The organism is Rhizobium sp. 01T417 (assembly GCF_056398905.1).
The window spans coordinates 130933-154207 of the sequence record NZ_JBFTQH010000013.1 but is presented as its reverse complement, the minus strand read 5'-3'; the positions used below and the strand labels follow the sequence as shown (position 1 = coordinate 154207).

At 60.3% G+C, this 23275-nt stretch carries 20 protein-coding genes and 1 pseudogene; 6 read left to right on the top strand and 15 right to left on the bottom strand.

Annotation, left to right across the window (positions count from 1 at the left end):
- Positions 1-359 precede the first annotated feature (359 nt).
- Together AC1DPR_RS15515 and greA are read right to left on the bottom strand one after the other, a co-directional pair.
- Positions 360-1205: a GNAT family N-acetyltransferase gene (locus tag AC1DPR_RS15515; RefSeq protein ID WP_026371923.1), complete on the bottom strand. Its 846-nt coding sequence runs from the start codon at positions 1203-1205 to the stop codon at positions 360-362.
- Positions 1206-1495: 290 nt separating this feature from the next.
- Positions 1496-1978: a transcription elongation factor GreA gene (gene greA, locus AC1DPR_RS15510; protein WP_018858200.1), complete on the bottom strand. Its 483-nt coding sequence runs from the start codon at positions 1976-1978 to the stop codon at positions 1496-1498.
- A 268-nt stretch (positions 1979-2246) separates the two neighbouring features.
- Between greA and AC1DPR_RS15505 the strand changes: the two genes are divergently transcribed.
- Positions 2247-2519: a hypothetical protein gene (locus AC1DPR_RS15505; protein WP_018858199.1), complete on the top strand. Its 273-nt coding sequence runs from the start codon at positions 2247-2249 to the stop codon at positions 2517-2519.
- Here the strand turns inward: AC1DPR_RS15505 and AC1DPR_RS15500 are convergent.
- The 5 genes from AC1DPR_RS15500 to ung form a co-directional block, all read right to left on the bottom strand.
- The gene (locus AC1DPR_RS15500; RefSeq protein WP_162763421.1) at positions 2419-2703 is read right to left on the bottom strand and encodes a GumC domain-containing protein; all 285 of its coding nucleotides are present in this window, start codon (positions 2701-2703) and stop codon (positions 2419-2421) included. The two genes, AC1DPR_RS15505 and AC1DPR_RS15500, sit on opposite strands and share 101 nt — an antisense overlap.
- A gap of 41 nt (positions 2704-2744) precedes the next feature.
- Entirely contained in the window at positions 2745-3518 is a 774-nt protein-coding gene (locus tag AC1DPR_RS15495) for a Wzz/FepE/Etk N-terminal domain-containing protein (protein WP_113470942.1), read from the bottom strand.
- Positions 3519-3688: 170 nt separating this feature from the next.
- The gene (locus tag AC1DPR_RS15490; protein ID WP_018858197.1) at positions 3689-4297 is read right to left on the bottom strand and encodes an alpha/beta hydrolase; all 609 of its coding nucleotides are present in this window, start codon (positions 4295-4297) and stop codon (positions 3689-3691) included.
- A 12-nt stretch (positions 4298-4309) separates the two neighbouring features.
- Entirely contained in the window at positions 4310-5242 is a 933-nt protein-coding gene (locus AC1DPR_RS15485) for a VOC family protein (RefSeq protein ID WP_113470943.1), read from the bottom strand.
- A 128-nt stretch (positions 5243-5370) separates the two neighbouring features.
- Entirely contained in the window at positions 5371-6081 is a 711-nt protein-coding gene (gene ung, locus AC1DPR_RS15480) for a uracil-DNA glycosylase (RefSeq protein WP_018858195.1), read from the bottom strand.
- Positions 6082-6235: 154 nt separating this feature from the next.
- Here ung and AC1DPR_RS15475 point away from each other — a divergent pair, with 154 nt between their 5' ends.
- The 4 genes from AC1DPR_RS15475 to AC1DPR_RS15460 all read left to right on the top strand — a co-directional run bounded on the left by AC1DPR_RS15475 (position 6236) and on the right by AC1DPR_RS15460 (position 11555).
- Positions 6236-7660 (top strand): phosphomannomutase, encoded by a 1425-nt coding sequence (locus AC1DPR_RS15475; protein ID WP_477816619.1) that lies wholly within the window; start codon positions 6236-6238, stop codon positions 7658-7660.
- Between the two features lie 36 nt (positions 7661-7696).
- Positions 7697-9124 carry a mannose-1-phosphate guanylyltransferase/mannose-6-phosphate isomerase gene (locus AC1DPR_RS15470; RefSeq protein ID WP_477816618.1) on the top strand — a complete coding sequence of 476 codons (1428 nt, stop codon included), beginning with the start codon at positions 7697-7699 and terminating at the stop codon, positions 9122-9124.
- 95 nt (positions 9125-9219) lie between these two features.
- Entirely contained in the window at positions 9220-10536 is a 1317-nt protein-coding gene (locus AC1DPR_RS15465; protein ID WP_113471294.1) for a UDP-glucose dehydrogenase family protein, read from the top strand.
- A gap of 2 nt (positions 10537-10538) precedes the next feature.
- Entirely contained in the window at positions 10539-11555 is a 1017-nt protein-coding gene (locus AC1DPR_RS15460) for an NAD-dependent epimerase/dehydratase family protein (protein ID WP_018857358.1), read from the top strand.
- 17 nt (positions 11556-11572) lie between these two features.
- Here AC1DPR_RS15460 and AC1DPR_RS15455 read toward each other — a convergent pair whose 3' ends face one another.
- The 6 genes from AC1DPR_RS15455 to AC1DPR_RS15430 all read right to left on the bottom strand — a co-directional run bounded on the left by AC1DPR_RS15455 (position 11573) and on the right by AC1DPR_RS15430 (position 20933).
- Positions 11573-13354, bottom strand: a complete 1782-nt coding sequence (locus AC1DPR_RS15455; protein ID WP_477816617.1) for a putative bifunctional diguanylate cyclase/phosphodiesterase — start codon at positions 13352-13354, stop codon at positions 11573-11575.
- Positions 13355-13537: 183 nt separating this feature from the next.
- Positions 13538-14434, bottom strand: a complete 897-nt coding sequence (locus tag AC1DPR_RS15450; protein WP_113471292.1) for an NAD(P)-dependent oxidoreductase — start codon at positions 14432-14434, stop codon at positions 13538-13540.
- The gene (gene denD, locus AC1DPR_RS15445; protein ID WP_018857355.1) at positions 14431-15414 is read right to left on the bottom strand and encodes a D-erythronate dehydrogenase; all 984 of its coding nucleotides are present in this window, start codon (positions 15412-15414) and stop codon (positions 14431-14433) included. The genes AC1DPR_RS15450 and denD overlap by 4 nt, the downstream gene beginning before the upstream one ends.
- Before the next feature lie 141 nt (positions 15415-15555).
- Positions 15556-18756, bottom strand: a complete 3201-nt coding sequence (locus AC1DPR_RS15440) for an efflux RND transporter permease subunit (RefSeq protein WP_018857354.1) — start codon at positions 18754-18756, stop codon at positions 15556-15558.
- Between the two features lie 123 nt (positions 18757-18879).
- The gene (locus AC1DPR_RS15435; protein ID WP_113471291.1) at positions 18880-20070 is read right to left on the bottom strand and encodes an efflux RND transporter periplasmic adaptor subunit; all 1191 of its coding nucleotides are present in this window, start codon (positions 20068-20070) and stop codon (positions 18880-18882) included.
- A 41-nt stretch (positions 20071-20111) separates the two neighbouring features.
- The gene (locus AC1DPR_RS15430; RefSeq protein ID WP_113471290.1) at positions 20112-20933 is read right to left on the bottom strand and encodes an alpha/beta hydrolase fold domain-containing protein; all 822 of its coding nucleotides are present in this window, start codon (positions 20931-20933) and stop codon (positions 20112-20114) included.
- 168 nt (positions 20934-21101) lie between these two features.
- Here AC1DPR_RS15430 and AC1DPR_RS15425 point away from each other — a divergent pair, with 168 nt between their 5' ends.
- On the top strand, positions 21102-22013 hold the full coding sequence (locus AC1DPR_RS15425; RefSeq protein ID WP_018857351.1) for a LysR family transcriptional regulator: 912 nt from the start codon (positions 21102-21104) through the stop codon (positions 22011-22013).
- Between the two features lie 239 nt (positions 22014-22252).
- On the opposite strand, the pseudogene AC1DPR_RS15420 reads toward AC1DPR_RS15425, so the two are convergent.
- Both AC1DPR_RS15420 and AC1DPR_RS15415 read right to left on the bottom strand, forming a co-directional pair.
- Positions 22253-22449, bottom strand: a pseudogene (locus tag AC1DPR_RS15420) (oxidoreductase); the annotation flags it as partial.
- A 34-nt stretch (positions 22450-22483) separates the two neighbouring features.
- Positions 22484-23221, bottom strand: a complete 738-nt coding sequence (locus tag AC1DPR_RS15415; RefSeq protein ID WP_018857349.1) for an SDR family oxidoreductase — start codon at positions 23219-23221, stop codon at positions 22484-22486.
- Between the last annotated feature and the right edge of the window lie 54 nt (positions 23222-23275).

Genomic DNA, 23275 nt, shown 5'->3' with positions numbered 1-23275 from the left:
GGGTACTTTCTTGCGACGCTTGGAGTTCGGCTCGAAGACGCGGCGTCGTGCGGGCGCTGCCGTGAAGAATACTTCCCATAATGCATCCTCTTCCTGACGACTCAGGTTCAATGATGCACCATCACACTCAGGGACTACACACCTAGAGCTTTCAGAAAATTGAAACGTTCTGCCGGAGCAGGTTTTCGACAGGGCAGGAACGATTGATGAAGGACATACCCCAAGGTACGTCCGAGCCGGTCGCCGCTGTTCCTGGCGGAACGATGCCCGGCCTCACGGGCTGGCTGAAACGGGCCGCCTGATCGACCGACCGACTCCGTTTGAGCCAACAGAACGCTTCGATTTAACCCCGAAAGGCGCTAGCCGAGTTCCAGGGTCGTCACGCCGAAAATGCTCCTGAGCGGAACGACCGGCGCTGTGCCCCGATACATCCGCGCCGTTTCGAAGACGGGCGCCAAGCCCAGGCTCTCGGCAAGTTCAATGGCCTCGCCATTGTTGGTGGGAACATCGATGAAGACCTTCGCTCCCTTGGCATGCTGCGCCAGAACCGAAATCAGAGCCGCCGCGCTATCCCTGTCGCCTGCAAACAGCGGGCCGATCTTGTAGCCCTCGTAGCAACGGCGGATGGTTCCGTAGCCGCGAATCTTGCCACGCTTGCGCACCACGGCCGAGTGCCTGTCCTTGCGAGTAGCACACCATGACGCCACGAAGGTTGGCCGCGGCGCCGGAAAGATCATCGCGTCATAGCGCAGCAATCCGTCGAGTCTCTCCGAGACAGCGTGGGCAACCAGTGTTGATTCCGGCAAGGCAGAGATCACGCCACCATAGCGAACCGTCCGATAGGCCTCTTCGAACCCGGCCTTTCGGTAATTGTCCTGTTGTGCGGGCACACCATCCAGACCGATGCTACGGCCCTCAGCCGACATCATCCCGGCATTCCAAATGGCCTTGCCGTAGCCCCTGCCCCGAAAATCCGGATGGACGATAAAAAGACCGAGGAAAGCAAAATCCTCGCCATATTTGACGACTGAGATCGAGGCGACGGGCACCTCCCCGATCACGCCCACGAAAAATCCCGACGGGTCCGCATCGTGAAAGGCAACCGAATCGTCGAGGCCGGGATTCCATCCCTCCTGACGTGCCCACTCGAGCACTAGCTCCAACTCACCGGGTCGCATCGGACGAACGGTAAACTCCGAATTCATGCAACGTCCCTAATCAGATCGACCGCAGTTGAGAGCCTGCGGGATAAATAAAGATCAAAGTCTAACAGCCGTAAAGCCACCCGACGGCAAAGAAACATGTTCATGGCTGAAGCGATCTGCAGCGATCGTCATGAAGTACGAGCCGAAATTCTTTGCATCGCAATCATCATGGAACAGGGAGATTACAATCTCAAGATAATTACTTAATAGAGCATGAAGACGGGTTAAGAGCCATAAGCTGTTCGAAAATCGGACAGCCATCGCTTTCGCATCAGCTAAGAAAAAAGCGCCTAACCGATGGCGATGACCTCGAGTTCTTGACCGCCGACGCTGACGACATCTCCAACCGTCTTGCCGGTGAGAGCCCTGGCCACCGGGGATACGAAGGAAATCGATCCGGTTTTCGGATCGGCTTCATCCTCTCCGACGATACGGTAGGTCTGCACGCGTCCGTCGTCCCGGCTGAAGGTCACGCTGGTTCCAAAGGCGACGACATCAAGCGAAATCGGCTCAGGGATGACCTGCGCCGTACGGACTCGGGCAGCAAAGTAGCGCAGATCCCGCAACGGATTTGCCGCCTGTCGCCGCCGTTCGTTCACGTCTTCAATGGAGTTCGCGGCATCGTAGGCCTCGCGCGCTTGCTGCAGCTGCAATTCCAGGGCCTTGAAGCCCGCTTCCGTAACGAGGTTCGGATGCGGCGAAATTGGACGGTCCGGCAAAAGTGTTTCCGAAGCAGCTTCGGCACTTTCTTCTTTGACGAAGGCTACACTCAATTTCAAAACTCCGCTTTGTGGTCTCTGGTCTCGCAGCGCATAGGCGATGGGTCGCCACCGCGGTCGATCTTATACCATCTCTTCCACTGGTCACAGCCGCACTTGAAGAACGACTGCCCTTCGCCCTTCCAAACAAGCCATTTGAGCCAGTGTTTGCCACAAACCGCCCGGTCGATTTCCGCAGACTAGTCGGTCGCCGAGTGGAATTATCCCCGCTTTCTCCAGCCGAAATAGGATCACATTCCCATTCATTACTGTGGAGCCTTTTATGTTTCTCGGTCTCAGTGTCAATCCAACGCAAGCAGCGCGTCGCGCCATACCAAAGCGGCGTTCTATCGTCGCCTTCGGGGACAGCCTGACAGCAGGCGCGGGCGCGTCAGACCGAGAGCGGGGCGGAGATGATCGTGTCGGAGAGACCGCGACCGTGCGGCTTCTCAACTTCACTCCCCGCCTGATCGGGCGTGACCGAGGCCAGCGGGACATTCAGGACCGCACTCACCTGATCTTCGCTCGTGAAGCCGCCGATGGAAAACTCTCGTAGCAGGGCACCCCCCGACGCCCGCACCCAACGCCACGATGGCCATGATGCCGAGCACCAGACCTTTCCGCGGATAGGACGGCTCGATCGGGGCAAGGGCTGCGGAAACCACGCGACCGTCAGCCACCTGGAGGCTGGCTTGGGCTTCAAAGTCCTGCAATCGCGTCAAAAGGTTCTGGTACTGCACCCTCGCGACCTGTGCCGACTGCTGGAGCGCGTAGAATTGTGTCAGGACCTCCGCCGATAGACCGCGCCCGTACCCCCCTGGTGCGCATCGGATGTCGTCTCGCCAAACTGCGCATCCGCAAGCCGTAGTTGCGAGAGAGAACCGGCTGCCTGGAGATCACTATGGGATGTGACGAAAAGGTAGAGATTGCGTTCATTCTGCGCAAGCACATCTCTGGCGGCCGTCACCTGATGTTCAAGGATCTTCCCGGCTGAAACGGTGTTCGCCACTTTGGCTTCGACCTGCTTCCTGATGTAGACGGTCGTTCCAAGATTCGCGAGACGCGCGGCTTTGTCCGCATCATCCGATGTCACGCCCACACTGATAAGATAGGTCAAGCCTTCGCGGCGAACCCGAACGGCATCCTTGATAGCCGACAGCACTTCACCCGGCGCCGCATCGCCTGAGGGCTTGTCGGCAGCGAGCCCAGCGGCGGAGAGTAATCGGCCGTTGAAACGGTTGAGAGCAAACTCTGGATCGGAGAGAAGCTTGCCGTTCCTGATTGCCTCCAGCAGCACCGCATCGGATTGAATGATACGAACCTCGCCTTCCACCCGGGAATTATCGGTAAGGCCGCTACTCGTGGCAGCGTCCGGGTCGAGCAGATTCTTCGAACTTGTATCGACAAGAACCAACGATTGGGCGGTGTAGCGAGGTGTGAACGAGAAGACGATGACGAGGCTCAGCAGGAAGATCGGCAATCCCACCAGCAATATTGTCCGAGCCTGTCGGTGGGCCAATCCAATCAGCATTCGAACGTCTGCGACATCGTTCATGCGAATGCAACCCTTCAACTCATTACAGCAAAATACTCGCTAAGGTTTCATCGCGCGAACAATTATCACAACAAAAAGGCTTCACAACCAAAAATAAGCCTATTGGATTATCACCCTCTGCATTCGAAGGAGCCCTGTCGGATGGCCGATGACCATCCGACAGCAGTGGCTTACCGGTACGGCTCGAAGAGCCTGTGGATGGCGTCGATTTCATTCTGCCTGATATCGTGACCACCTGCATGCCATTCCGTCGTGACGGAAGCGTGTTGGCTCTCGAAGTAATCCGCCAGGGCCTTCGTCACGGGCGCAGGGCTGATCGGGTCGCGTTCGCCTGCCGTGATCAGTATCTTGCGCCCGCTCAAGGCGGGATTTGCCATCGGTTGGAACGGGATCAACGGATGCATCAGAACCGATGCATCGAACAATCCCTTCTCGATCAACACATTGGCGAGGATATTTGCCCCATTTGAGAAACCCAGGCCGAGCACGTCGCTTGCCTCATGTTGCTTCGCCAGCGCCGCGACAAAGGATGCAAGCTTCTCGGTTGCACGGGCGAGGTCCGCCATGTCGTAGACGCCCTCGCCGGTACGCTTGAAGAAGCGTGCGGCACCAAACTCCGAGACGTCCCCACGCGGAGAGACAATCGTCGCCTCCGGCAGCAGGCGCCGCCCGAAATCAAAGAACTGGTTTTCATCCCCGCCCGTTCCGTGCAGCACGAACAGAATGGGCTTTCCGGGTGCACCGGCCTGCAGCCGGTGCACATAGCTGTTATCGGTCATTGTGCGTCCCCTTTAAGCCTCAAGCGGCTGCAAGTGCTGCTCGATGAGAGCGCGCAAGTGCTGGTGCTGCTGTGGCAGCTTCAGTGCCTCGCCAAGATGCGCAGTGTCTTCGTCCCGGTTGAAGCCGGGCTCGTTGGTCGCAATCTCGAACAGGATGCCGCCCGGGGTCCGGAAGTAGATCGCCCAGAAATAGTCACGGTCGATGACGGGCGTGACCTGGTAGCCGGTATCCATCAGCGCCTTGCGGACCTCAAGCTGTTTCGCACGATTTTCTACGGCAAAGGCCACGTGATGCACGGACCCTGCACCTGGCAAAGCGCGTGAAACGTTCGGCATGGTTTCCAGATCGACGAGATGCGCGCCATTCCCACCCGGAATAGTCAGGCGCTTGACACCATCACGCTCTTCCTGGACTTCGTAGCCCATGAACTTGAGCAGTTCTGACGTGGCGCCATCGTCACGCAAACGCATGGCCACCGAATGGAAGCCACGAATCGCGTTTTCCTCGCTGATACCACCGTGTGTCCAAGGCTGGCGGCTGTCATCCTTGACTTCGACAAGGGCAAAGCCATCACCATCGGGACCGGCAAAATTCAGACGCTTCTCGCCGAATGTCTCCTCAGTCTTCAGGCCGGTGACATTCAACTTGTTCAAGCGATCGCTCCAGAAGCCGATCGAGCCCTGCGGGACCGAGAAAACGGTGGTTCCAACTTCACCGGTTCCCGGACGACCTTGCGCCATCTTCGGAAATGGGAAGTACGTCATGATCGTGCCGGGTGCACCGGTTTCGTCACCATAATAGAGGTGATAAACGTCGGGCGCGTCGAAATTCACGGTCTTCTTGACGCGACGCAGACCGAGGGCGGTAGTGAAGAATTGGTTGTTTGTGCGGGCATCCTCCGCCATAGACGTGACGTGGTGCAGACCCTTGATTTGATCGAGCATTTAAGACCCCTTTCTTGCCCGCCTCGCGGGCTTCGTATGGGGTATAGATGATCGCTCCGGACCAATTGGAATAGCCCCGAGGACCGGAACGCATTGTCTCTTTTTAGTGAACGACAAAAGCCAATCGTTCAGAAGAGTTGGGCGTCGCCGGGGTTCGTCGGCAATTGCCAGTCGATTGGCCCTCGACCGTGCGTCTGCAAAAACGCATTGGCCTTGGAGAAATGGCCGCAACCGAAAAAGCCGTTATGAGCGGAGAGCGGAGACGGGTGTGGCGCCTTCAGCACGAGGTGACGTCTTATATCGACGAAGGCTGCCTTGCGCTGGGCATAGGAGCCCCAGAGCATGAAGACGACGGCATCGCATTCATCGTTGACCTTGCCAATGACGGCGTCGGTGAATCGCTCCCAGCCCTTGCCCTGGTGCGACGCGGCCTGGGCCTCCTCCACAGTGAGCACGCTGTTCAGCAACAGGACGCCCTGCCGTGCCCAATGCTCCAGAAATCCGTGTCGCGCCGGTGTAATCCCCAGATCGCTCTGCATCTCCTTGTAGATGTTGACGAGTGAAGGCGGAATGCGAACGCCTGGTCGAACACTGAAACACAGGCCGTGCGCCTGCCCTAGCCCGTGATAGGGATCCTGGCCCAGAATCACGACCTTGACGTTTGCCAGCGGCGTCAGATCGAGCGCACGGAAATATTCCGATCCCTTGGGAAATATCCGTTTGCCTCCCTGCTTCTGTGCGACGAGGAACGCCTTGAGCTGCTGCATATAGGGGCTGGAAAATTCGCCGGCGAGAGCGTCCCTCCAGCCCTCCTCCAGTGCGATTGATTGTTCATTCATCGACGATCCTCGTCGGCGCGTGGGCGCCTTCGGCTTGTCTCGAGCCGGGAATTGGCAAACATTTTATTGTTCACCGGAGTTCACTATCTACGGACACCTAGTAGATTGAGGTCGAATCGCTGGCGAATTCAAGCGCATCCGGGGCTTATTCAGAATGAAATTCGGAACCAGTGGGCTTCGCGGCCTGTCTGTCGACCTTAAGGGCCGGGCTTCGGCGCTTTATGCCACAGCCTTTGGCCGCTATCTGCTCGACCGTGGAATGGCCCGCCCGGGTGACACCATCCTGATCGGTCAGGACTTCAGGGATTCCAGCCCGGAGATCGTTGCAAACTGTGCCGATGCACTTGATCGCCTTGGATTCAAGGTCCGCGACTGCGGCACGGTGCCAACACCGGCGCTGGCGCTTTACGGACTTCAGAAAAAAGCCGCGGGTCTCATGGTGACAGGCTCGCACATTCCCGCCGATCGCAATGGCATCAAGTTCTATCGGTCGGACGGAGAAATCGACAAAACGGACGAAGCAGCGATCACGACTGTCGCGACAGAACTTGATCGTGCCGGCTTTGCGTTTGCGCCCCATGGTGCGGGGATGCAAAACCAATCCGCCGAATGCATCACAGCTTTCCGCGAGCGGAATGCCAATATTCTCCCGACAGATGCGCTCTCAAGCTTGAAGGTTGGTGTCTACCAGCACAGCACGGTCGCCCGTGACCTGCTCGTGGAACTTTTGGAACATTACGGCGCAACGGTCGTGCCGTTTGGCCGCTCGGAAACATTCGTTCCCGTCGACACCGAGGCGGTTTCGGAGGAGACGATCGCCAAGCTCAGGCAGGTCGCAAGACAGCATGGCCTCGACGCCATGGTCTCTGCGGATGGTGATGGCGATCGCCCGTTGGTGGCGGACGAAACCGGGACGCCGCTGCGTGGCGATTTGCTCGGCCTGATCGCCGCGAACTTTCTCGGTGCGACATCGGTTGTGACACCCGTGACATCGAATTCCGGCATCGAAGCCGCCGGTCGCTTCAGCGTCATTCGCACGCGTGTTGGCTCTCCGTTCGTCATATCAGGGATGCAAGAAGCACTCGCGGCTGGCCGGACTCGCGTGGCAGGCTTCGAAGCGAACGGCGGCCTGCTCACCGCGAGTGAATTCGAGGTCAACGGTCACACGCTGAAGGCCCTGCCGACACGCGACTGCTTCGTCCCCATCCTGGCGGCGCTTTCCCTTGCTGCCTCCAAACGGCAGCCTCTTTCGGTGGTCGCCGCGTCCTTCAATCTGCCATTTGCCGCGGCCGACCGGCTTGAGAATTTTCCGGTTGAGATCAGTGCCCGGTTGATGGCCTATCTTCGCGCCGCACCCGCCAATCTCGCGGCGTTCCTGCAGCCGATCGGCGAGGTTGGCAGCGCCAGCGATATTGACGGCCTTCGTGTTGCGCTGGCGAATCGCCGTATCATCCATTTCCGCCCGTCCGGCAATGCCCCCGAAATGCGCTGCTACGCCGAGGCGGAAACCGAAGAAGCCGCCGCGACGTTGCTGCACACTGGTCTGGAGAGAATCCGCTGGTGGGCGCAGGTGGGTTGATGGGCGAAGCAAGACAGATATTCGAGGACACTCCATATGACACAGAAGATCGTTCCCGTGATAATGGCTGGTGGCATGGGCACTCGTCTCTGGCCGCTGTCACGCGCCGCAGCGCCTAAGCAGTTCATCCGCTTTATCGGCGACAAGACATTGTTCCAGGAAACGCTGCTGCGCGTGTCCGATCCCGCGCTTTACGAAGCACCCGTCATCCTGACCAACGAGGAGTTTCGCTTCCTCGTTGCCGAGCAGGCGCGTGAGTTGGACATCGGCCTTGCGGCAATCCTGCTCGAACCGGTTGCTCGAAACACCGCGGCGGCAGTTGCGGCGGCCGCAACGCTCGTGCGTGATCGCTTTGATGAAGACACGGTCATGCATGTGCTTGGCTCCGACTACGAGATCGTCGCTGACGACACCTATTTTGAGTGCGTTCGCATCGCTGCCGCCACAGCCGCCCAGGGCAAGCTGGTAACCTTCGGCATCCAGCCGACCGAGCCAGCAACCGGCTACGGCTACATCGAAGGTGGGAAGACACTCCCGACGGGCGCACGAACGGTCGCGCGCTTTGTGGAGAAACCGCCGCTCGCCAAGGCCGAAGACATGGTCGCGACTGGAGGTTTTTACTGGAACTCCGGGATGTTCATGTTCTCGGTCTCAGGCGTGCTTGCCGAGATGCGAAGCTATGCTGCGCCGGTCCTCAAGGCTGCGGCCGACGCCATTGCAAAAGGTGTCAGAGATCTCGACTTCATCCGCCTCGACAAGGCAGCGTTCGCAACCAGCCGGAACATCTCGATCGATTATGCCATCATGGAAAAGACGAGCAACGCCGCCGTCGTCCCCTCGCCCTTCAAGTGGTCCGATCTCGGCAGCTGGGATTCCGTCTGGAAGAGCGGCAGCCGCGACGAAAATGGCAATGTGGCAGCCGGCAACACGACGGTCGTCAACACCAAGAACTCGCTCATCATGACCCATGGCGTACACCTCGCCGTCCAGGGCATGGACGACATCGCTGTCATCGCCAGCGAGGATGCCGTCTATGTTGGGCGGCTGCAGGATAGCCAGGACGTCGGAAATCTCGTGAAGATGCTCGCCGCCGCCCCCACGACATCGCAACTGACCGAGACGCACCCGACCTCTTACCGGCCTTGGGGCGGCTACACATCGGTGCTGAATGGCGACCGCTTCCAGGTCAAGCGCATCTTCGTCACTCCGGGCAAGAAGCTGTCGCTGCAGAAGCATCATCACCGCTCCGAGCACTGGATCGTCGTCAAGGGCACGGCAGAGGTGACGATCGGCGAAAACGTGCAGATGCTGAGGGAAAACGAGTCCGTCTACATCCCGCTCGGTGAAGTCCACCGTCTCGCCAATCCTGGCAAGATCTTGCTCGAACTAATCGAAGTGCAGACCGGATCCTATCTCGGCGAAGACGATATCATCCGCATCGTCGATGAGTTCGGCCGCAGCTGATCACTGTTGTCTTGAACTTATAAACTTCCCCCTGTAACACCATCGCGGCCCCSCCAATTGGCGGGGCCGCGATCGTTGTCTTAGGGAATGATTCCATGCGTATTGTGATGATTGGCTCGGGCTATGTCGGCCTCGTCTCCGGTGCCTGCCTCGCCGATTTCGGCCACCATGTCACCTGCGTCGATAAGTCGGCCGCGAAGATCGATGCATTGGAAGCCGGTAAGGTTCCGATCTTCGAACCGGGCCTTGACACGATCATCGACCACAACCGCACCGCCGGTCGCCTGGATTTTTCGAAGGAGCTGGCGCCTTCCGTTGCCGACGCGGACGTAGTCTTCATCGCCGTCGGCACGCCGTCACGTCGTGGCGATGGCCACGCCGACCTGAGCTATGTCTATGCCGCCGCTCGCGAGATAGCGGCCGCCGTGTCCGGGTTCACCGTTGTCGTTACCAAGTCCACGGTTCCTGTTGGCACTGGCGATGAGATCGAGCGCATTTTCCGCGAAGAATTCCCCGAGAAGGACATTTCCGTCGTTTCCAACCCGGAATTTCTGCGCGAAGGCGCGGCAATCACGGACTTCAAGCGCCCCGATCGCATTGTTCTCGGCACTGAGGAGCCGCGCGCAATCGAAATCATGCGCGAGGTTTACCGGCCGCTCTACCTCAACGAAGCACCACTCTATTTTTGCGAACGCCGCACCTCCGAGCTGATCAAGTACGCCGCCAACGCCTTCCTCGCCATGAAGATCACCTTCATCAACGAGATTGCCGATCTCTGCGAGCAGATCGGCGCCGACGTCCAGAAGGTCGCCAAGGGCATCGGCATGGACAAGCGCATCGGCGACAAGTTCCTGCATGCAGGTCCGGGCTACGGCGGTTCGTGCTTTCCCAAGGATACGCTGGCGCTGGTCAAGACCGCACAGGATCATGACAGCCCGGTTCGCCTTATCGAAACCACGGTTGCGATCAACGACAACCGCAAGCGCGCCATGGGCCGCAAGGTCATCGCCGCCTGCGACGGCAATGTCCGCGGCAAGAAGATTGCAGTCCTCGGCCTGACCTTCAAGCCGAACACCGACGACATGCGCGACGCGCCATCGATCACCATCATCCAGGCCTTGCTGGATGGCGGCGCCAACGTTCACGCCTATGATCCAGAAGGCATGGAAATGGCGAAGGAGGTTATCGGCCCCATCACCTACGGCCGCGACCCGTACGAGATTGCAGAAGGCGCGGATGCCATCGTCATCGTCACGGAATGGGACGAGTTCCGAGCGCTTGATCTCAGGCGGATGAAGTCGCTGGTGAAGACCCCGACCATCGTTGACCTGCGCAACATCTATCCCGTCGCCGAAGTCACCAAGCATGGCTTCAGCTATTTCGCCATCGGAAAGAAGAACGAGAAGAAGTAGAGATGCGCTATTTCATCACCGGCACTGCTGGCTTCATCGGCTTTCATCTTGCCCGCCGCTTGCTGCAGGATGGCCACGAAGTCGTCGGCTTCGACGGCATGACGCACTACTACAACATCAAGCTCAAGCACATGCGCAATGCGGCGCTGGCGCAGTTTCCGGCCTTCCGCCCGGTGACAGCGATGCTCGAAGATCGCAAAGCCCTGGAAGAGGCCGTGGCCAGCGCGGCGCCTGATGTGATGGTGCATCTCGCAGCACAGGCCGGCGTCCGCTACAGCCTGGAAAACCCGAAAGCCTATCTCACATCGAACCTCGAAGGCTCCTGGAACATCCTCGATATCGCCAAGGATGTTGGCGTCAACCATCTCATGCTGGCCTCGACATCGTCGATCTACGGCGCCAATCCGTCCATTCCCTTCCGTGAGACAGACCGGGCCGACGAGCCGCTGACCTTTTATGCGGCGACGAAGAAGTCAATGGAACTGATGGCGCACAGCTACGCGCATCTCCACAAGATCCCGACAACCGCCTTCCGTTTCTTCACCGTCTACGGCCCCTGGGGCCGTCCCGACATGGCCCTCTTCAAGTTCGTCAAGAACATGCTGGAGGATCAACCGATCGAGATCTACGGCGAAGGCCGGATGAGCCGCGACTTCACCTATATCGATGACCTCGTGGAGGCGATCGTCCGCCTGTCGTCCGTCGCCCCGTCGGAGGCCAACCGCGTGGCCGACGAACGGGTGGAGACGCTCTCGCATCAGGCGCCATTCCGCGTCGTCAATATCGGCGGCGGCCAGCCGGAGAACCTGATGACCTTCGTCGAGACGGTCGAAAGGGTCCTCGGCCAGCCGGCAAAGCGCAAGATGCTGCCGATGCAGAAGGGCGATGTGCCACGCACCTTTGCGAGCCCCGATCTGCTGGCGGCTTTGACAGGCTACAAGCCGGAGACGACACTGGATGTCGGTGTGAAGGCTTTCGTCGACTGGTATCTGGAAGCACGCGGCGAACTCGAGCCTTAGGAGGCCCCACCGTTAGGCTAGCGTCGGAGGTGGGCCGCCTGCGTCGCCTTCTTCGAAGCGAAAACATCATCGATCTCTGATGCCGGCAGCGGATGGCCGAGCGCAAAACCTTGCAGCGTATGACAGCCGAGCTTGGCAAGCGCCACGGCATGGTTTTCCGTCTCGACGCCCTCTGCGATCACATCGACGCCGAGGGCCTTGCCGATCTCGACAATCGATTTGACGACACGGCGCTGCTCGGAGGAGGTATCCACCTCGCTTACCAGTTGCCGATCGATCTTCAGCCGAGCCGGGCGCAACCGCACGAGACCGATCAGCGACGCGTGGCCCGAGCCGAAATCATCGATCTCGATTTCGATACCCATCTGCTTGATGCGGTCAACCGTCTGCAGAAGCTCGTCGTCGCAGTCGTCCAGAAAGATCGTCTCGACCAATTCGAAAACTAGGGCGCCACGCGGTATCTCGAGTGTCTCCAGATCATCAATCAACTGCGGATCGTAGAGGCGCTGCCCCGAAATGTTGACCGAGACCCGTGGCAGGGTTGTGCCGTGCTGCTCCCATGTCACACGGTCGGCGAGCACGCGTCGCAGGATCGAAGCATCGATCTCCGAAGACAAGCCGAACTCATCGGCGATCTTCAGGAATATGCCAGGCGAGAGGGTGCCGCGCTCGCTGTGATGCCAGCGCGCCAGGGCCTCGATGCCAACGATGTCGCGGGTGTGGGCATCGAGCTGCAATTGGTAGAATGGAATGATATCGCCCTGTTCCAGTGCAAGCTTCAGCTCTTCGGCAAGACGCCGCTTGCCCATCAGATCGTCCTTGAGCTGCTGCGAGAAGAACTCGATACGATCGCGGCCAGATGTCTTTGCCTGATATACCGCGATATCGGACTCGGCGAGCAGATTGGAGCCGGAGCGATCTGCCGACCAGGAAATGCCGATCGACGCTCCACTTTGCAGCATTTCGTGGCCGAAACGGACCTTCTTCTTCAAGCGCCGCTGCACCTCACGCGCCATGCGGTTCAGTTCCGTCAGCCCTCCGAAATTGACGAGCAGGATAACGAATTCGTCGCCACCGATGCGTGCCACCATCGTAGCTTTCGGAATGGCGGCCTCGATCCGCAAAGCTGCGGCACGCAATACGGTGTCGCCCGCCGCATGGCCATGGCTGTCGTTGATCTGCTTGAACTCGTCAAGGTCGAGATGCAGGACTGCGAGCGTCGAGACTGAGGCATCCTCGGCCAGTTCCGCCAGGCGCTTGTCGAAAAGCCGGCGGTTGGGAAGGCCCGTCAAATAATCGTGTTCCGCAGCATATTCGATGTGGGCACTGCTCTCCTCCAAAGCGAGGGCCCGTGCCTCCGCGACGGCGCGCTGACGTGCCGCTTCGTTGGCAAGAAGCACGTCCGAAGTGACGTCCCACTCCGCGCCGATGAAAGAGGGTGACCCTTCCTCGCTGACATAGAAATGAGCCCGCGAGCGGATGTGCCGTATCTCGCCGTTCGGCCAGAGGATCCGAAACTCCGAATTATACTGCCCGCGTCTGGCAATGGCGTCCTCGAACTCCAGTTCGGCACGCTCGCGGTCGTCGGGGTGAATCGCATCCGACCAGATTGTAGCGGCGACCGGCCCGCTGCCTCTTCCGGTCTGGTAGATCCGGTGCATCTGAACGTCCCAGGAGATTTCATGCCGATCGAGGTTGTGCTCCCAAACACCGATCTGTGACGCGTCGAGTGCAAGCTCAAGGCGCCGCAGGATGTCCTGAAACTCTCGTTCGGACCGTGTGGGACTGCTCGATGCCAACGCCGTTCAAGCCTCATGCAGCTTCGAGTAACAGTATGGTGTCAGGCCTCCAAGGAGGAAGCCCATTATGGGTGCAGAACCAACCTTTTGGCGAGAGATTAATTAGGATGCACTAAAAATCCATCAACAATTGCAAGCCGAATGCATCATCGATCTTCTCAGAGACTCGAGTGTCTAGGCAATTCAGCCTTTCGACGAACGGCGGTTCTTTTCTTCGAGCTGCAGCAGCAGGCCACTGTGATCGGTCTCACCGCCACCATGTTCGACAAACTCGGCGAACTCGGCACGGACCGTCTCCGTCAGAGGCAGCGTCAAAGCGAGATCTTCCGCCGTTGCGACGATATTGTTTAGGTCCTTGAGCTGCAATTTCGAAGGGCCGGCGGTCCCAAAATCGCGATTGACCATCCGCTGGCCGTGAACGTCGAGAATGCGGCTTTCGGCGAAGCCTCCCCGGATCGCCCGGCGGAACGCCTCGCGTGAACCGCCCCCTGCCTCGAAGAGCAGCATCGCTTCGGCAACGGCGCCGATCGTGATGGCGACGATCTGCTGGTTCCCGAGCTTCGCGAGCTGACCGCAACCGCTTGGTCCAACATGCGTCACGCGGCCAAGTGGTGCAAAGACGTCGGCCAGTTCTTCGACCAAAGCGCCATCGCCGCCTGCCATGATCGCAAGTGTACCGGCAGCCGCCCCCACCACACCGCCGGAGACCGGCGAATCGAGATGGCGGATGCCACGCCCGGCGAGCTTTGACGCATGCTGCCGGGCCGCGTCAGGGGTAATGGAACTGGAATCGATGACCACCGCGCCGACATCAAGCGCCTCCGAAGCACCTTGCGTGAACAGCACGTCCTCCACTGCCTTTCCGTCGGTCAGCATGGTGAACACGACCGATGCCCCTTTGACGGCGGCAGCGGGCGTATCCGCCAGGACCGCGCCATCCGGAACGAGGCCTTCCGCCTTCTCGCGATTGCGGTTCCAGACCGTGACGGCAAAGCCGGACTGCAACAGCCTGCGAGCCATCGGCGCGCCCATCAGCCCAGTTCCCAGAAACGCAATGCTGCGTGATTTGCCGATAGTCATAGCTGTCCTCCCAATTCATCCTCGATGTGCACTCGAATAATGTCCTCGAACGAAGCATCGGCGACAAAACCCAGCTCCTTCGCGCGCTCGGCCTCGAATGCCTGTGGCCAACCCGATACGATCTTCATGACCAGCTCGTCGGGTTCGCGTCGGATCAGGCTGACGACCTTGTCCCCTGCGATCTTGCGCAACGCCTCGATCTGCTCTCCGACGGTGGCGCTGACACCGGGCATCGTCAGGCTGCGGCGCGCGCCGAGCGGCTGCAGGTCGATGCTGGCGGCATGGACCAGAAACCCGACGGCCGAACGCGGCGACGCGTGCCAATGGCGAACAGTTTCCGGGACCGGCAGGGTCGCCTCCTGCCCGGCCAACGGCTCACGAACGATGCCGGAGAAGAAGCCGGAAGCAGCCTTGTTCGGCTTGCCGGGACGGATGCAGATCGTCGGCAACCGGATTCCGATGCCGTCGATGAAGCCGCGGCGCGTGTAATCCGCCAACAGCAATTCACCCATCGCCTTTTGCGTGCCGTAGCTTGTCAGGGGCGTGAGATTGAAATCATCAGGAATGACCTGGGGGAAAGGCGCTCCAAAGACCGCAATGGACGAGGTGAAGACGACACAAGGCCGGTACCCGTCTTGCAGATGAGCGGCGCGGATCGCCTCAAGAAGCGCGCGCGTGCCTTCGAGATTGATGCCGTAGCCTTTTTCGAAATCCAGCTCAGCCTCGCCGGATACGATCGCGGCCAGATGAAACACTACATCCGGGCGCGAGGCGACAATCCGTGCGGCCTGCCCTGGAGCGGAAACGTCGACCGCGCTCGTCTCCACACGCCCTGTAAAGCCTTCAGGGGCAGCCGGCGTGATGACGTCGACAAGCGATAGGCGATTGATGGCCTGACCCGCCAGCCGCCCGTCCGCAACGAGCCGCGCGGTCAACTTGCGCCCGATCATTCCCGCTGCGCCGATAATCGCGATATGCATTGGCTGCCTCCATCAAACCTTGCAGCGTGCGACTCCCCTCGCCCGTGCATGCCCTTCGAGACATAACCGTCTGGCCGGCTCATGAAAACAGGAAAGGCGGAGCAGTGCTCCGCCTTTCCACGTCTCGCCGCTGAGTGGGGGTTATTCGGCAGCGAGCCGGATGATTTCGGCTTCCTCCGCGTCGTGCTCGTGCTCCTTGTGTTGGATCAGCGGGCGATTGCCCGAGAGCTTGCGGACCAGCACGTAGAAGACGGGCGTCATGAAGATGCCGAAGAAGGTGACGCCGATCATGCCTGAGAACACCGCCACACCCATGGCGGCGCGCATCTCGGCACCGGCACCGGTCGAGACGACGAGCGGCACGACACCCATGATGAAGGCCATCGAGGTCATCAGGATCGGGCGCAGACGCAGGCGGCTTGCCTCGATGGCAGCCTGGACCGGGGTGCGCCCTTCGAATTCCAGCTCGCGGGCGAATTCCACGATCAGGATCGCGTTCTTCGCCGAGAGGCCGACAAGGACGACCAGACCGATCTGCGTGAAGATGTTGTTGTCTCCACCGGTCAGCCAGACGCCCGTCAGCGCCGCCAGCACGCCCATCGGCACGATCATGATGATCGCGATCGGCAGCGCCAGGCTCTCATACTGGGCAGCGAGCACCAGGAACACCAGCAGCAGCGCCAGCGGGAAGACGATCACGCCGGAGTTGCCCGCCAGGATCTGCTGATAGGTCAGATCCGTCCATTCGAAGCTGATGCCCTTCGGCAAGGTCTCGTCGGCGATCTTTTCGATCGCTGCCTGAGCCTGGCCGGAGGAGAAGCCCGGAGCAGGACCGCCGTTGATATCGGCGGAGAGGAAACCGTTATAACGGTTGGTCCGCTCCGGCCCGGTTGTCGCGTTCACCTTCAGGAGCGCAGACAGCGGGATCATCTGGCCCGATGCCGAACGAACCTTCAGCTTGCCAATATCCTCGGGCTGCGCCCGGAACTTGGCATCGGCCTGGACGCGCACGCTGTAGGTACGGCCGAAGGCGTTGAAGTCGTTGACATAGAGCGAACCGAGATAGATCTGCAGCGTCTCGAACACGTCGGTTACCGGGACGCCAAGCTGTTCCGCCTTCTCACGGTCGAGATCGGCATAGAGCTGCGGAACATTGATCTGATAGGCAGAGAAGATGCCCGTCAGCTCAGGCGTCTGGTAGGCCTTGGCGATTATCGCCTTGTTGGCTTCGTCGAGCACCTGATAGCCGAGACCGGCGCGGTCTTCGAGCTGCATCTTGAAGCCGCCCGTCGTGCCGAGACCATTGACCGGCGGCGGCGGGAACATCGCGATGAAGGCATCCTGGATCGCCCCGAACTTCTGGTTCAGGGACATGGCGATCGCGCCGCCCGAAAGCGCCGGCGACTTGCGTTCCTCGAAGTCCTTCAGCGTCACGAAGACGATGCCGGCGTTCGAGGAATTGGTGAAGCCGTTGATCGACAGGCCCGGGAAGGCGATCGCATGGGCAACGCCAGGCTCGGCCATGGCGATGTCGCTCATCCGCTTGATGACGTCTTCGGTGCGGTCGAGGCTCGCGGCATCCGGCAGCTGGGCAAAGCCGATCAGATACTGCTTGTCCTGCGCCGGCACGAAGCCGCCCGGCACCGCATTGAAGAGGCCGTAGGTGGCGCCGGCCAGCACCAGATACACCAGCATGACGATGCTCTTGCGCGACACAAGGCCGCCGACACCCTTGCCGTAGCCCTTGGAGGCAGCACCGAACGCCCTGTTGAAGCCACGGAAGAACCAGCCAAAGGCCGCGTCCATGGCACGCGTCAGCCAGTCACGCTTGGCATGATGGTCCTGCAGCAAGAGCGAGGCCAGGGCCGGAGACAGCGTCAGCGAGTTGAAGGCCGAAATGACAGTCGAGATCGCGATCGTCAGCGCGAACTGGCGATAGAACTGTCCGGACAGACCGGTGATGAAGGCGAGCGGCACGAACACCGCGACGAGCACCAGCGCGATCGCGATGATCGGGCCCGAGACTTCCTTCATCGCCTTGTAGGTGGCAGCCCGCGGGCTGAGACCATTTTCGATGTTTCTCTCGACGTTTTCGACAACGACGATCGCGTCGTCCACCACGATGCCGATCGCCAGCACAAGGCCGAAGAGGCTGAGCGCGTTGATCGAGAAGCCGAAGACATACATCACCGCGAAGGTGCCGATGATCGAGACCGGAACGGCAATCAGCGGGATGATCGAGGCGCGCCATGTCTGCAGGAACAGAATGACGACGATGACGACGAGCGCGATGGCTTCGAGCAGCGTGTCGACGACCTTCTCGATCGACGAACGCACGAACTTCGTCGTGTCATAGACGATCTCGTAGCTGACGCCGTCAGGCATCGCGGTCTTCAGCTCTTCCATCGTCTTCTGGACTTCGTCCGAGATGGTGATGGCATTGGACCCCGGGGACTGGAAGACCGGGATGGCGACCGCCGGCTTGCCGTCGAGGATCGAGCGCAGCGAGTAGTCGGCGGCACCGAGCTCGATGCGGGCGACGTCGCGCAGGCGGGTGATCTCGCCGTTCGTGCCGGTCTTGACGATGATGTTGCCGAACTGCTCAGGCGTCTGCAGACGGCCCTGCGCATTGACGTTCAGCTGCAGGTCGACACCCGACAGGCTCGGCGAGGCGCCGATTGTGCCGGCTGCGGCCTGGACGTTCTGGCCGCGGATCGCGTTGGTGACGTCGCTGGCGGCAAGGCCGTGCTCGGCGGCCTTCTGCGGGTCGATCCAGACGCGCATCGAGTAGTCGCCCGAACCGAACACCTGTACCTGGCCGACACCGTCGATGCGCGCCAGCCGGTCCTTGATGTTGAGGACGCCGTAGTTGCGCAGATAGGTGATGTCGTAGCGGTTGTCAGGCGAGATCAGGTTGACGACCATCATCAGATCGGGAGAGCTCTTGACCGTCGTGATGCCGATGGTCTTCACCTCTTCCGGCAGGCGCGGTTCGGCCTGCGACACGCGGTTCTGGACGAGCTGCTGTGCCTTGTCGGGGTCGGTGCCGAGTTTGAAGGTGACCGTCAGCGTCATGACGCCGTCCGATGTCGCCTGGCTCGACATGTAGAGCATGCCCTCGACGCCGTTGATCTGCTCTTCGAGCGGGGTTGCGACCGTCTGCGCGATGACCTCCGGGTTTGCGCCCGGATAGGTGGCGCGCACGACGATCGATGGCGGCACGACTTCGGGATATTCGGAAATCGGCAGCGCACGCAGGCCAAGCAGACCGGCGACGACGATGAGGACCGACAGGACTCCGGCAAACACCGGACGGTCGACAAAAAATCTGGAGAAATTCATTTCAAAGCCCTCTCCGGGATGAAATCGGGATGCAACGACCCGCTCCGGCGGTTGGGAAGCCGCCGGTGGATCAGGTCGTTTCGGAATTTCCGCGGAGCGCCGAGACGCTCCGCATGCTTCGGCTTACTGAGCCGTCGCCACTTTTTCTTCCGCCTGCGGCGCAACCACTGCGCCGGGACGAATACGCTGCAGTCCGTTGACGACGATCTTGTCGCCGACAACAAGACCGCTTTCGACGATGCGCTGGCCATCCGCTATCGGACCAAGCTGCACCGGCCGGTAGCTGACCTTGTTTTCGGCATCGACGACGAACACGAACTTCTTGTCCTGGTCGGTGCCGATTGCACGGTCGCTGACCAGGATTTTGTTTTCGGCCTTCGGCTCGCCCATGCGGACGCGAACGAACTGGCCTGGGATCAGCTTGCCGCCGGGATTGTCGAAGACGGCGCGAACGCCGATCGTACCGCTGGCCGCGTCAACCTGGTTGTCGATCAGCTGCAGCTTGCCCTTGATCGGCGTGCCCTGATCGGCAAGCGTACCAACCTCGACCGGGATCTGCTCGACGGCGGGAACGGCGCCATCGCCAGCCGGCAACTCGGAAAGCGCCTTGGTGACCATCTCCTCGCTGGCGTTGAAGCTGGCATAGATCGGATCGACCGACACCAGCGTCGTCAGGGCGGGAGATGAACTGCCTTCGGCAACAAGATTACCGACGGTAATCTCGATCTTGCCGACGCGGCCGGCGACCGGCGCGCGGACCTCGGTGTAGCCGAGCTCAAGCTGGGCCGAGCGAAGAGCAGCCTGAGCGGTGCGAAGACCGGCCTGAGCCTCGGTGAAGGCATTCTGCCGTTGGTCGAAATCGCTCTGCGAAATCGTCTTGTTGTCGGAAAGCCTGCGGCCACGCTCCAGCTCGATCTGAGCAAGATTGACCTTTGCCTCGGCGGAAGCAGTCTGGCCTTCCGCTTGCGACACTGCCGCCTGGTAGGGCTCCGGATCGATGGTGAAGAGCAGGTCGCCTGCCTTCACCAGTGCGCCTTCGCGGAAGTGCACCGATTGAACGGCGCCGGCGACGCGTGAACGGATCTGTACCCGGTCGACGGCTTCGAGCCGCCCCGAAAACTCCTGCCACGTCGTAACATCACGGCTGGCGACGACGGCAACCGTCACCGGCACAGCGGGAGGCTGCGCAGGTGTGGAAGCCGCCGTGGCGGTCGTGCTCATCGGCAGTTCGAAAAACATGGCTGCGGCCGAAACGGACGCAACAAGTCCCAAGCCGGCGCCCACAAGGGGCCAGCGCTTCTTACTGGACGTCATTGGTACTCTCCTTACGGCCCTCTCTCAGTGGCCGAATTCAATCAGTTCGTCTTCAATGCAATAGGTTGGCTGCTAATATCCCGAACGAAGCTTTCGAATTGGTCCGTGATCGTCTGTTGCCAATTCGGTGCCTGTTCGCATTTCCCGCCATAAAGCATCGGCCAGCCTGCCCCGGCGGGAAGGACATTCCGGCGAACTGGCACACCAGCCTGTTTGAGGCGATCGGCGTAACCGAGCGTCTCGTCGCGAAGCGGATCATCCTCCGCCGTCAGAACGAGTGCCGGCGCGACCCCCGAAATGCGGGAACACAGACACGGCGCGGCATAGGGATGACAGCCGCCGCCGCTGAGATATTGGCTCCAGCCCTCGGCCCAGCGCTGACGCATGCCTATGCCATCCGCCTTGCGGATCGACGACGTGCCCATGAAAGGATCAAGCAGCGGCGAAATCAGAACCTGGCCATTGAGCGCATCCGCAAAATGGTCGCGCGCCTTGAAGGCGACGCCGGCAGCAATATTGCCGCCCGCCTCTTCGCCAGCCACGATCAGCAGCGAATTGCGGTCGCCAATACCGGACGCGCGCTTGTTGGCGAGATAGGAAAAGATCGAGTAACCCACTTCGAGCGGCTTAGGAAAGACGTTGCCAAGCGGCGCATTATAGTCAGGTACAGCGACAATCGCGCCAGCCTTCGCCAGGCTTTCGGCAACCACGCTGTCCTTGACGCCCGACTGCAGAAATGCGCCGCCGTGGAAAAACAGTACGATGGGTGAACCCTTGCCGAACTCGGCACCCTGATAGACGCGCGCGGAAACGGGCCCGGTGGCCACCTTCTCCAACACTATGTCTTTCACATGCACCGCCATGGCTCCGGCTCGCGTTTGACCCACATAACGTATTGCGAGCCGAGATGGCTTGCAATTTGTGAAGAAAAGATATTGTTATTCCATTGTCGGAATAAGAAGCCATAGAGCGATTACACTGTTCCGAATTTCGAACAATACCGCAGTGCAATCTGCTTAGGTGATTTTCCGATGGACCAGCTCTCGGCAATGCGCGCCTTCATCCGCGTCGTAGAGACGGGCAATTTCACACGGGCCGCCGACACGCTCGCCATGCCCAAGGCGACGGTGACCAATCTCATTCAGGGGCTTGAAGCACATCTGCATACCAAACTTCTCAATCGCACCACACGACGCGTCATGGTGACCACCGACGGCGCGCTCTACTACGAGCGGGCGGCGCAGATCGTCTCCGAGCTCGAGGAACTCGACGGCAGCCTTTCGAACTCGCAAGGCCTGCCGACCGGCCGCTTGCGCGTCGAAATGGCCGGCGCTTTCGCCGACTGGATTGTCGTCCCGGCGCTTTGCGATTTTTACCAGAAGTATCCAGACATCAGGGTAGACCTGGGTGTGGGCGACCGCACCGTCGACTACCTCGCGGAGAACGTCGACTGCGCGCTTCGCGCCGGCACGCCGGCCGACCAGTCGCTGATCGCAAGACGTGTCTCGGAGGTCGAAATGCTCACCTGCGCGGCACCGCTCTACATCGAGAAATTCGGCATTCCGACTCGCCCCGAGGAGCTGGAAAACGACCATTATTCAGTGAGTTACTTCCGCGCTCAGACGAACCGGACACTTCCCTTCGAATTCCGCAAGGACAATGAGGAACTGGAGATCAATCCGCGCTACCTGCTGTCGGTCAATGACAGCCGAACCTTCGTCAATGCGGCGCTGAACGGGCTCGGTATTGCCCAACTGCCGCGCTTCATGATCCGCGATGCGCTGGCCAAGGGCGACCTGGTGGAGATCTTGCCGGAATGGAGCCGCGAACCGCTGCCGCTCTTTATCGTCTATCCGCCGAACCGCCACCTCAGCAACAAGGTCCGTGTCTTCGTCGACTGGCTGGTGAAATTGCTCTCGGATGCCAAGCTGAATGATGCCTGACGCAATTGCGGCCCGGAAGGAGTCCCTTCGACGGGCCGCAACTGTCGATCATCGAATTCCTTTCAGACCCTGCCGCGTCACCAGGGAAATGGCTCGGCCGGTATCTGAGGTGGCGCCCGAGTTGGAGGTCTTCCCAGTCGCCTTTACGCAAATAATATAAGCCTGCTTTTTGCCGTTTGTTAAGTACTGATTTATGCACAGCAGGTTCGCAAAACCGGAACAATGGCCGGTATCACGGTTTAGTGAACGGCCGGTTTGAGAAGATCCTCCAAGCCGATCCGCCGGAACATTTCGGCGCGGACCCGATCAGCGACGCCAACGACGATCTCGGCACCGTCCTCTGACGGATCGATATGCGTACGGAACCGACGCGTGCCGAACGGCATGAGGATAGCCTCGGCGTTGCCATCGCAACCGTGCCCGCATCGGCATCGGCGGCGGCGGGCCAAACCCGCCGCGGGAGCCGGAGATCAGATGATGCCACCGTTGGCACGCAACACCTGGCCGTTGATCCAGGCGCCGTCGGGACCTGCAAGGAACGAGACGGAGGCGGCGATATCTTCGGGCGTGCCCAGGCGCTCCAGCGGGTTCATCTTGGCCATGCGGGCGATCAGTTCCTCCGATTTCCCATCAAGGAAAAGGTCGGTTGCTGTCGGCCCGGGAGCCACGGCGTTGACGGTGATGTTACGGCCGCGCATTTCCTTCGACATGATCGCCGTCAGGGCTTCGACGGCGGCCTTGGTCGCGGCGTAGACGCCGTAAGTTTCCAGCTTCAGGCCAACGATACTCGTTGACAGATTGATGATGCGACCGCCGTTGCGGAGGCGCTTTGCGGCCTCGCGCAATGTATTGAACGTGCCCTTGAGGTTCACGGTGACATGGCGATCGAAATGGGCATCGTCAGCATCGGCAATCGACGAAAGCTGCATGATACCGGCATTGTTGACGAGCACATCGATGCCGCCGAAGGCTGCTTCTGCCGCATCGAACATCCGGCTGACAGCCTCGGCATTGCTGACGTCGGCCTGCGCCGTCAGAGCCTTGCCGCCGTCGCGCTCGATCTTTTGCACAAGCTCCTCGGCGAGTGCGACGTTTCCTGAGTAGTTGACGACGACGGTGAAACCGTCTCTGGCCAGACGCTCCGCGATTGCGGCGCCGATGCCTCTCGATGCACCAGTAACCAGCGCAACCTTGTTCTCATTGCCCATTGCCTCTCTCCTTCTTTCGTTTTGCTCAGCACGTTTCTGATGGGGAGAAGATGC

Coding starts and splice junctions, on each gene's coding strand:
- AC1DPR_RS15505 (WP_018858199.1), top strand. CDS start 2,247: ATGTTTCTCGGTCTCAGTGTCAATCCAACGCAAGCAGCGCGTCGCGCC.
- AC1DPR_RS15515 (WP_026371923.1), bottom strand. CDS start 1,205: ATGAATTCGGAGTTTACCGTTCGTCCGATGCGACCCGGTGAGTTGGAG.
- AC1DPR_RS15435 (WP_113471291.1), bottom strand. CDS start 20,070: ATGACGTCCAGTAAGAAGCGCTGGCCCCTTGTGGGCGCCGGCTTGGGA.
- AC1DPR_RS15490 (WP_018858197.1), bottom strand. CDS start 4,297: ATGACCGATAACAGCTATGTGCACCGGCTGCAGGCCGGTGCACCCGGA.
- AC1DPR_RS15485 (WP_113470943.1), bottom strand. CDS start 5,242: ATGCTCGATCAAATCAAGGGTCTGCACCACGTCACGTCTATGGCGGAG.
- AC1DPR_RS15440 (WP_018857354.1), bottom strand. CDS start 18,756: ATGAATTTCTCCAGATTTTTTGTCGACCGTCCGGTGTTTGCCGGAGTC.
- AC1DPR_RS15495 (WP_113470942.1), bottom strand. CDS start 3,518: ATGAACGATGTCGCAGACGTTCGAATGCTGATTGGATTGGCCCACCGA.
- AC1DPR_RS15415 (WP_018857349.1), bottom strand. CDS start 23,221: ATGGGCAATGAGAACAAGGTTGCGCTGGTTACTGGTGCATCGAGAGGC.
- AC1DPR_RS15425 (WP_018857351.1), top strand. CDS start 21,102: ATGGACCAGCTCTCGGCAATGCGCGCCTTCATCCGCGTCGTAGAGACG.
- denD (WP_018857355.1), bottom strand. CDS start 15,414: ATGCATATCGCGATTATCGGCGCAGCGGGAATGATCGGGCGCAAGTTG.
- AC1DPR_RS15450 (WP_113471292.1), bottom strand. CDS start 14,434: ATGACTATCGGCAAATCACGCAGCATTGCGTTTCTGGGAACTGGGCTG.
- AC1DPR_RS15460 (WP_018857358.1), top strand. CDS start 10,539: ATGCGCTATTTCATCACCGGCACTGCTGGCTTCATCGGCTTTCATCTT.
- AC1DPR_RS15470 (WP_477816618.1), top strand. CDS start 7,697: ATGACACAGAAGATCGTTCCCGTGATAATGGCTGGTGGCATGGGCACT.
- AC1DPR_RS15465 (WP_113471294.1), top strand. CDS start 9,220: ATGCGTATTGTGATGATTGGCTCGGGCTATGTCGGCCTCGTCTCCGGT.
- AC1DPR_RS15475 (WP_477816619.1), top strand. CDS start 6,236: ATGAAATTCGGAACCAGTGGGCTTCGCGGCCTGTCTGTCGACCTTAAG.
- AC1DPR_RS15430 (WP_113471290.1), bottom strand. CDS start 20,933: ATGGCGGTGCATGTGAAAGACATAGTGTTGGAGAAGGTGGCCACCGGG.
- ung (WP_018858195.1), bottom strand. CDS start 6,081: ATGAATGAACAATCAATCGCACTGGAGGAGGGCTGGAGGGACGCTCTC.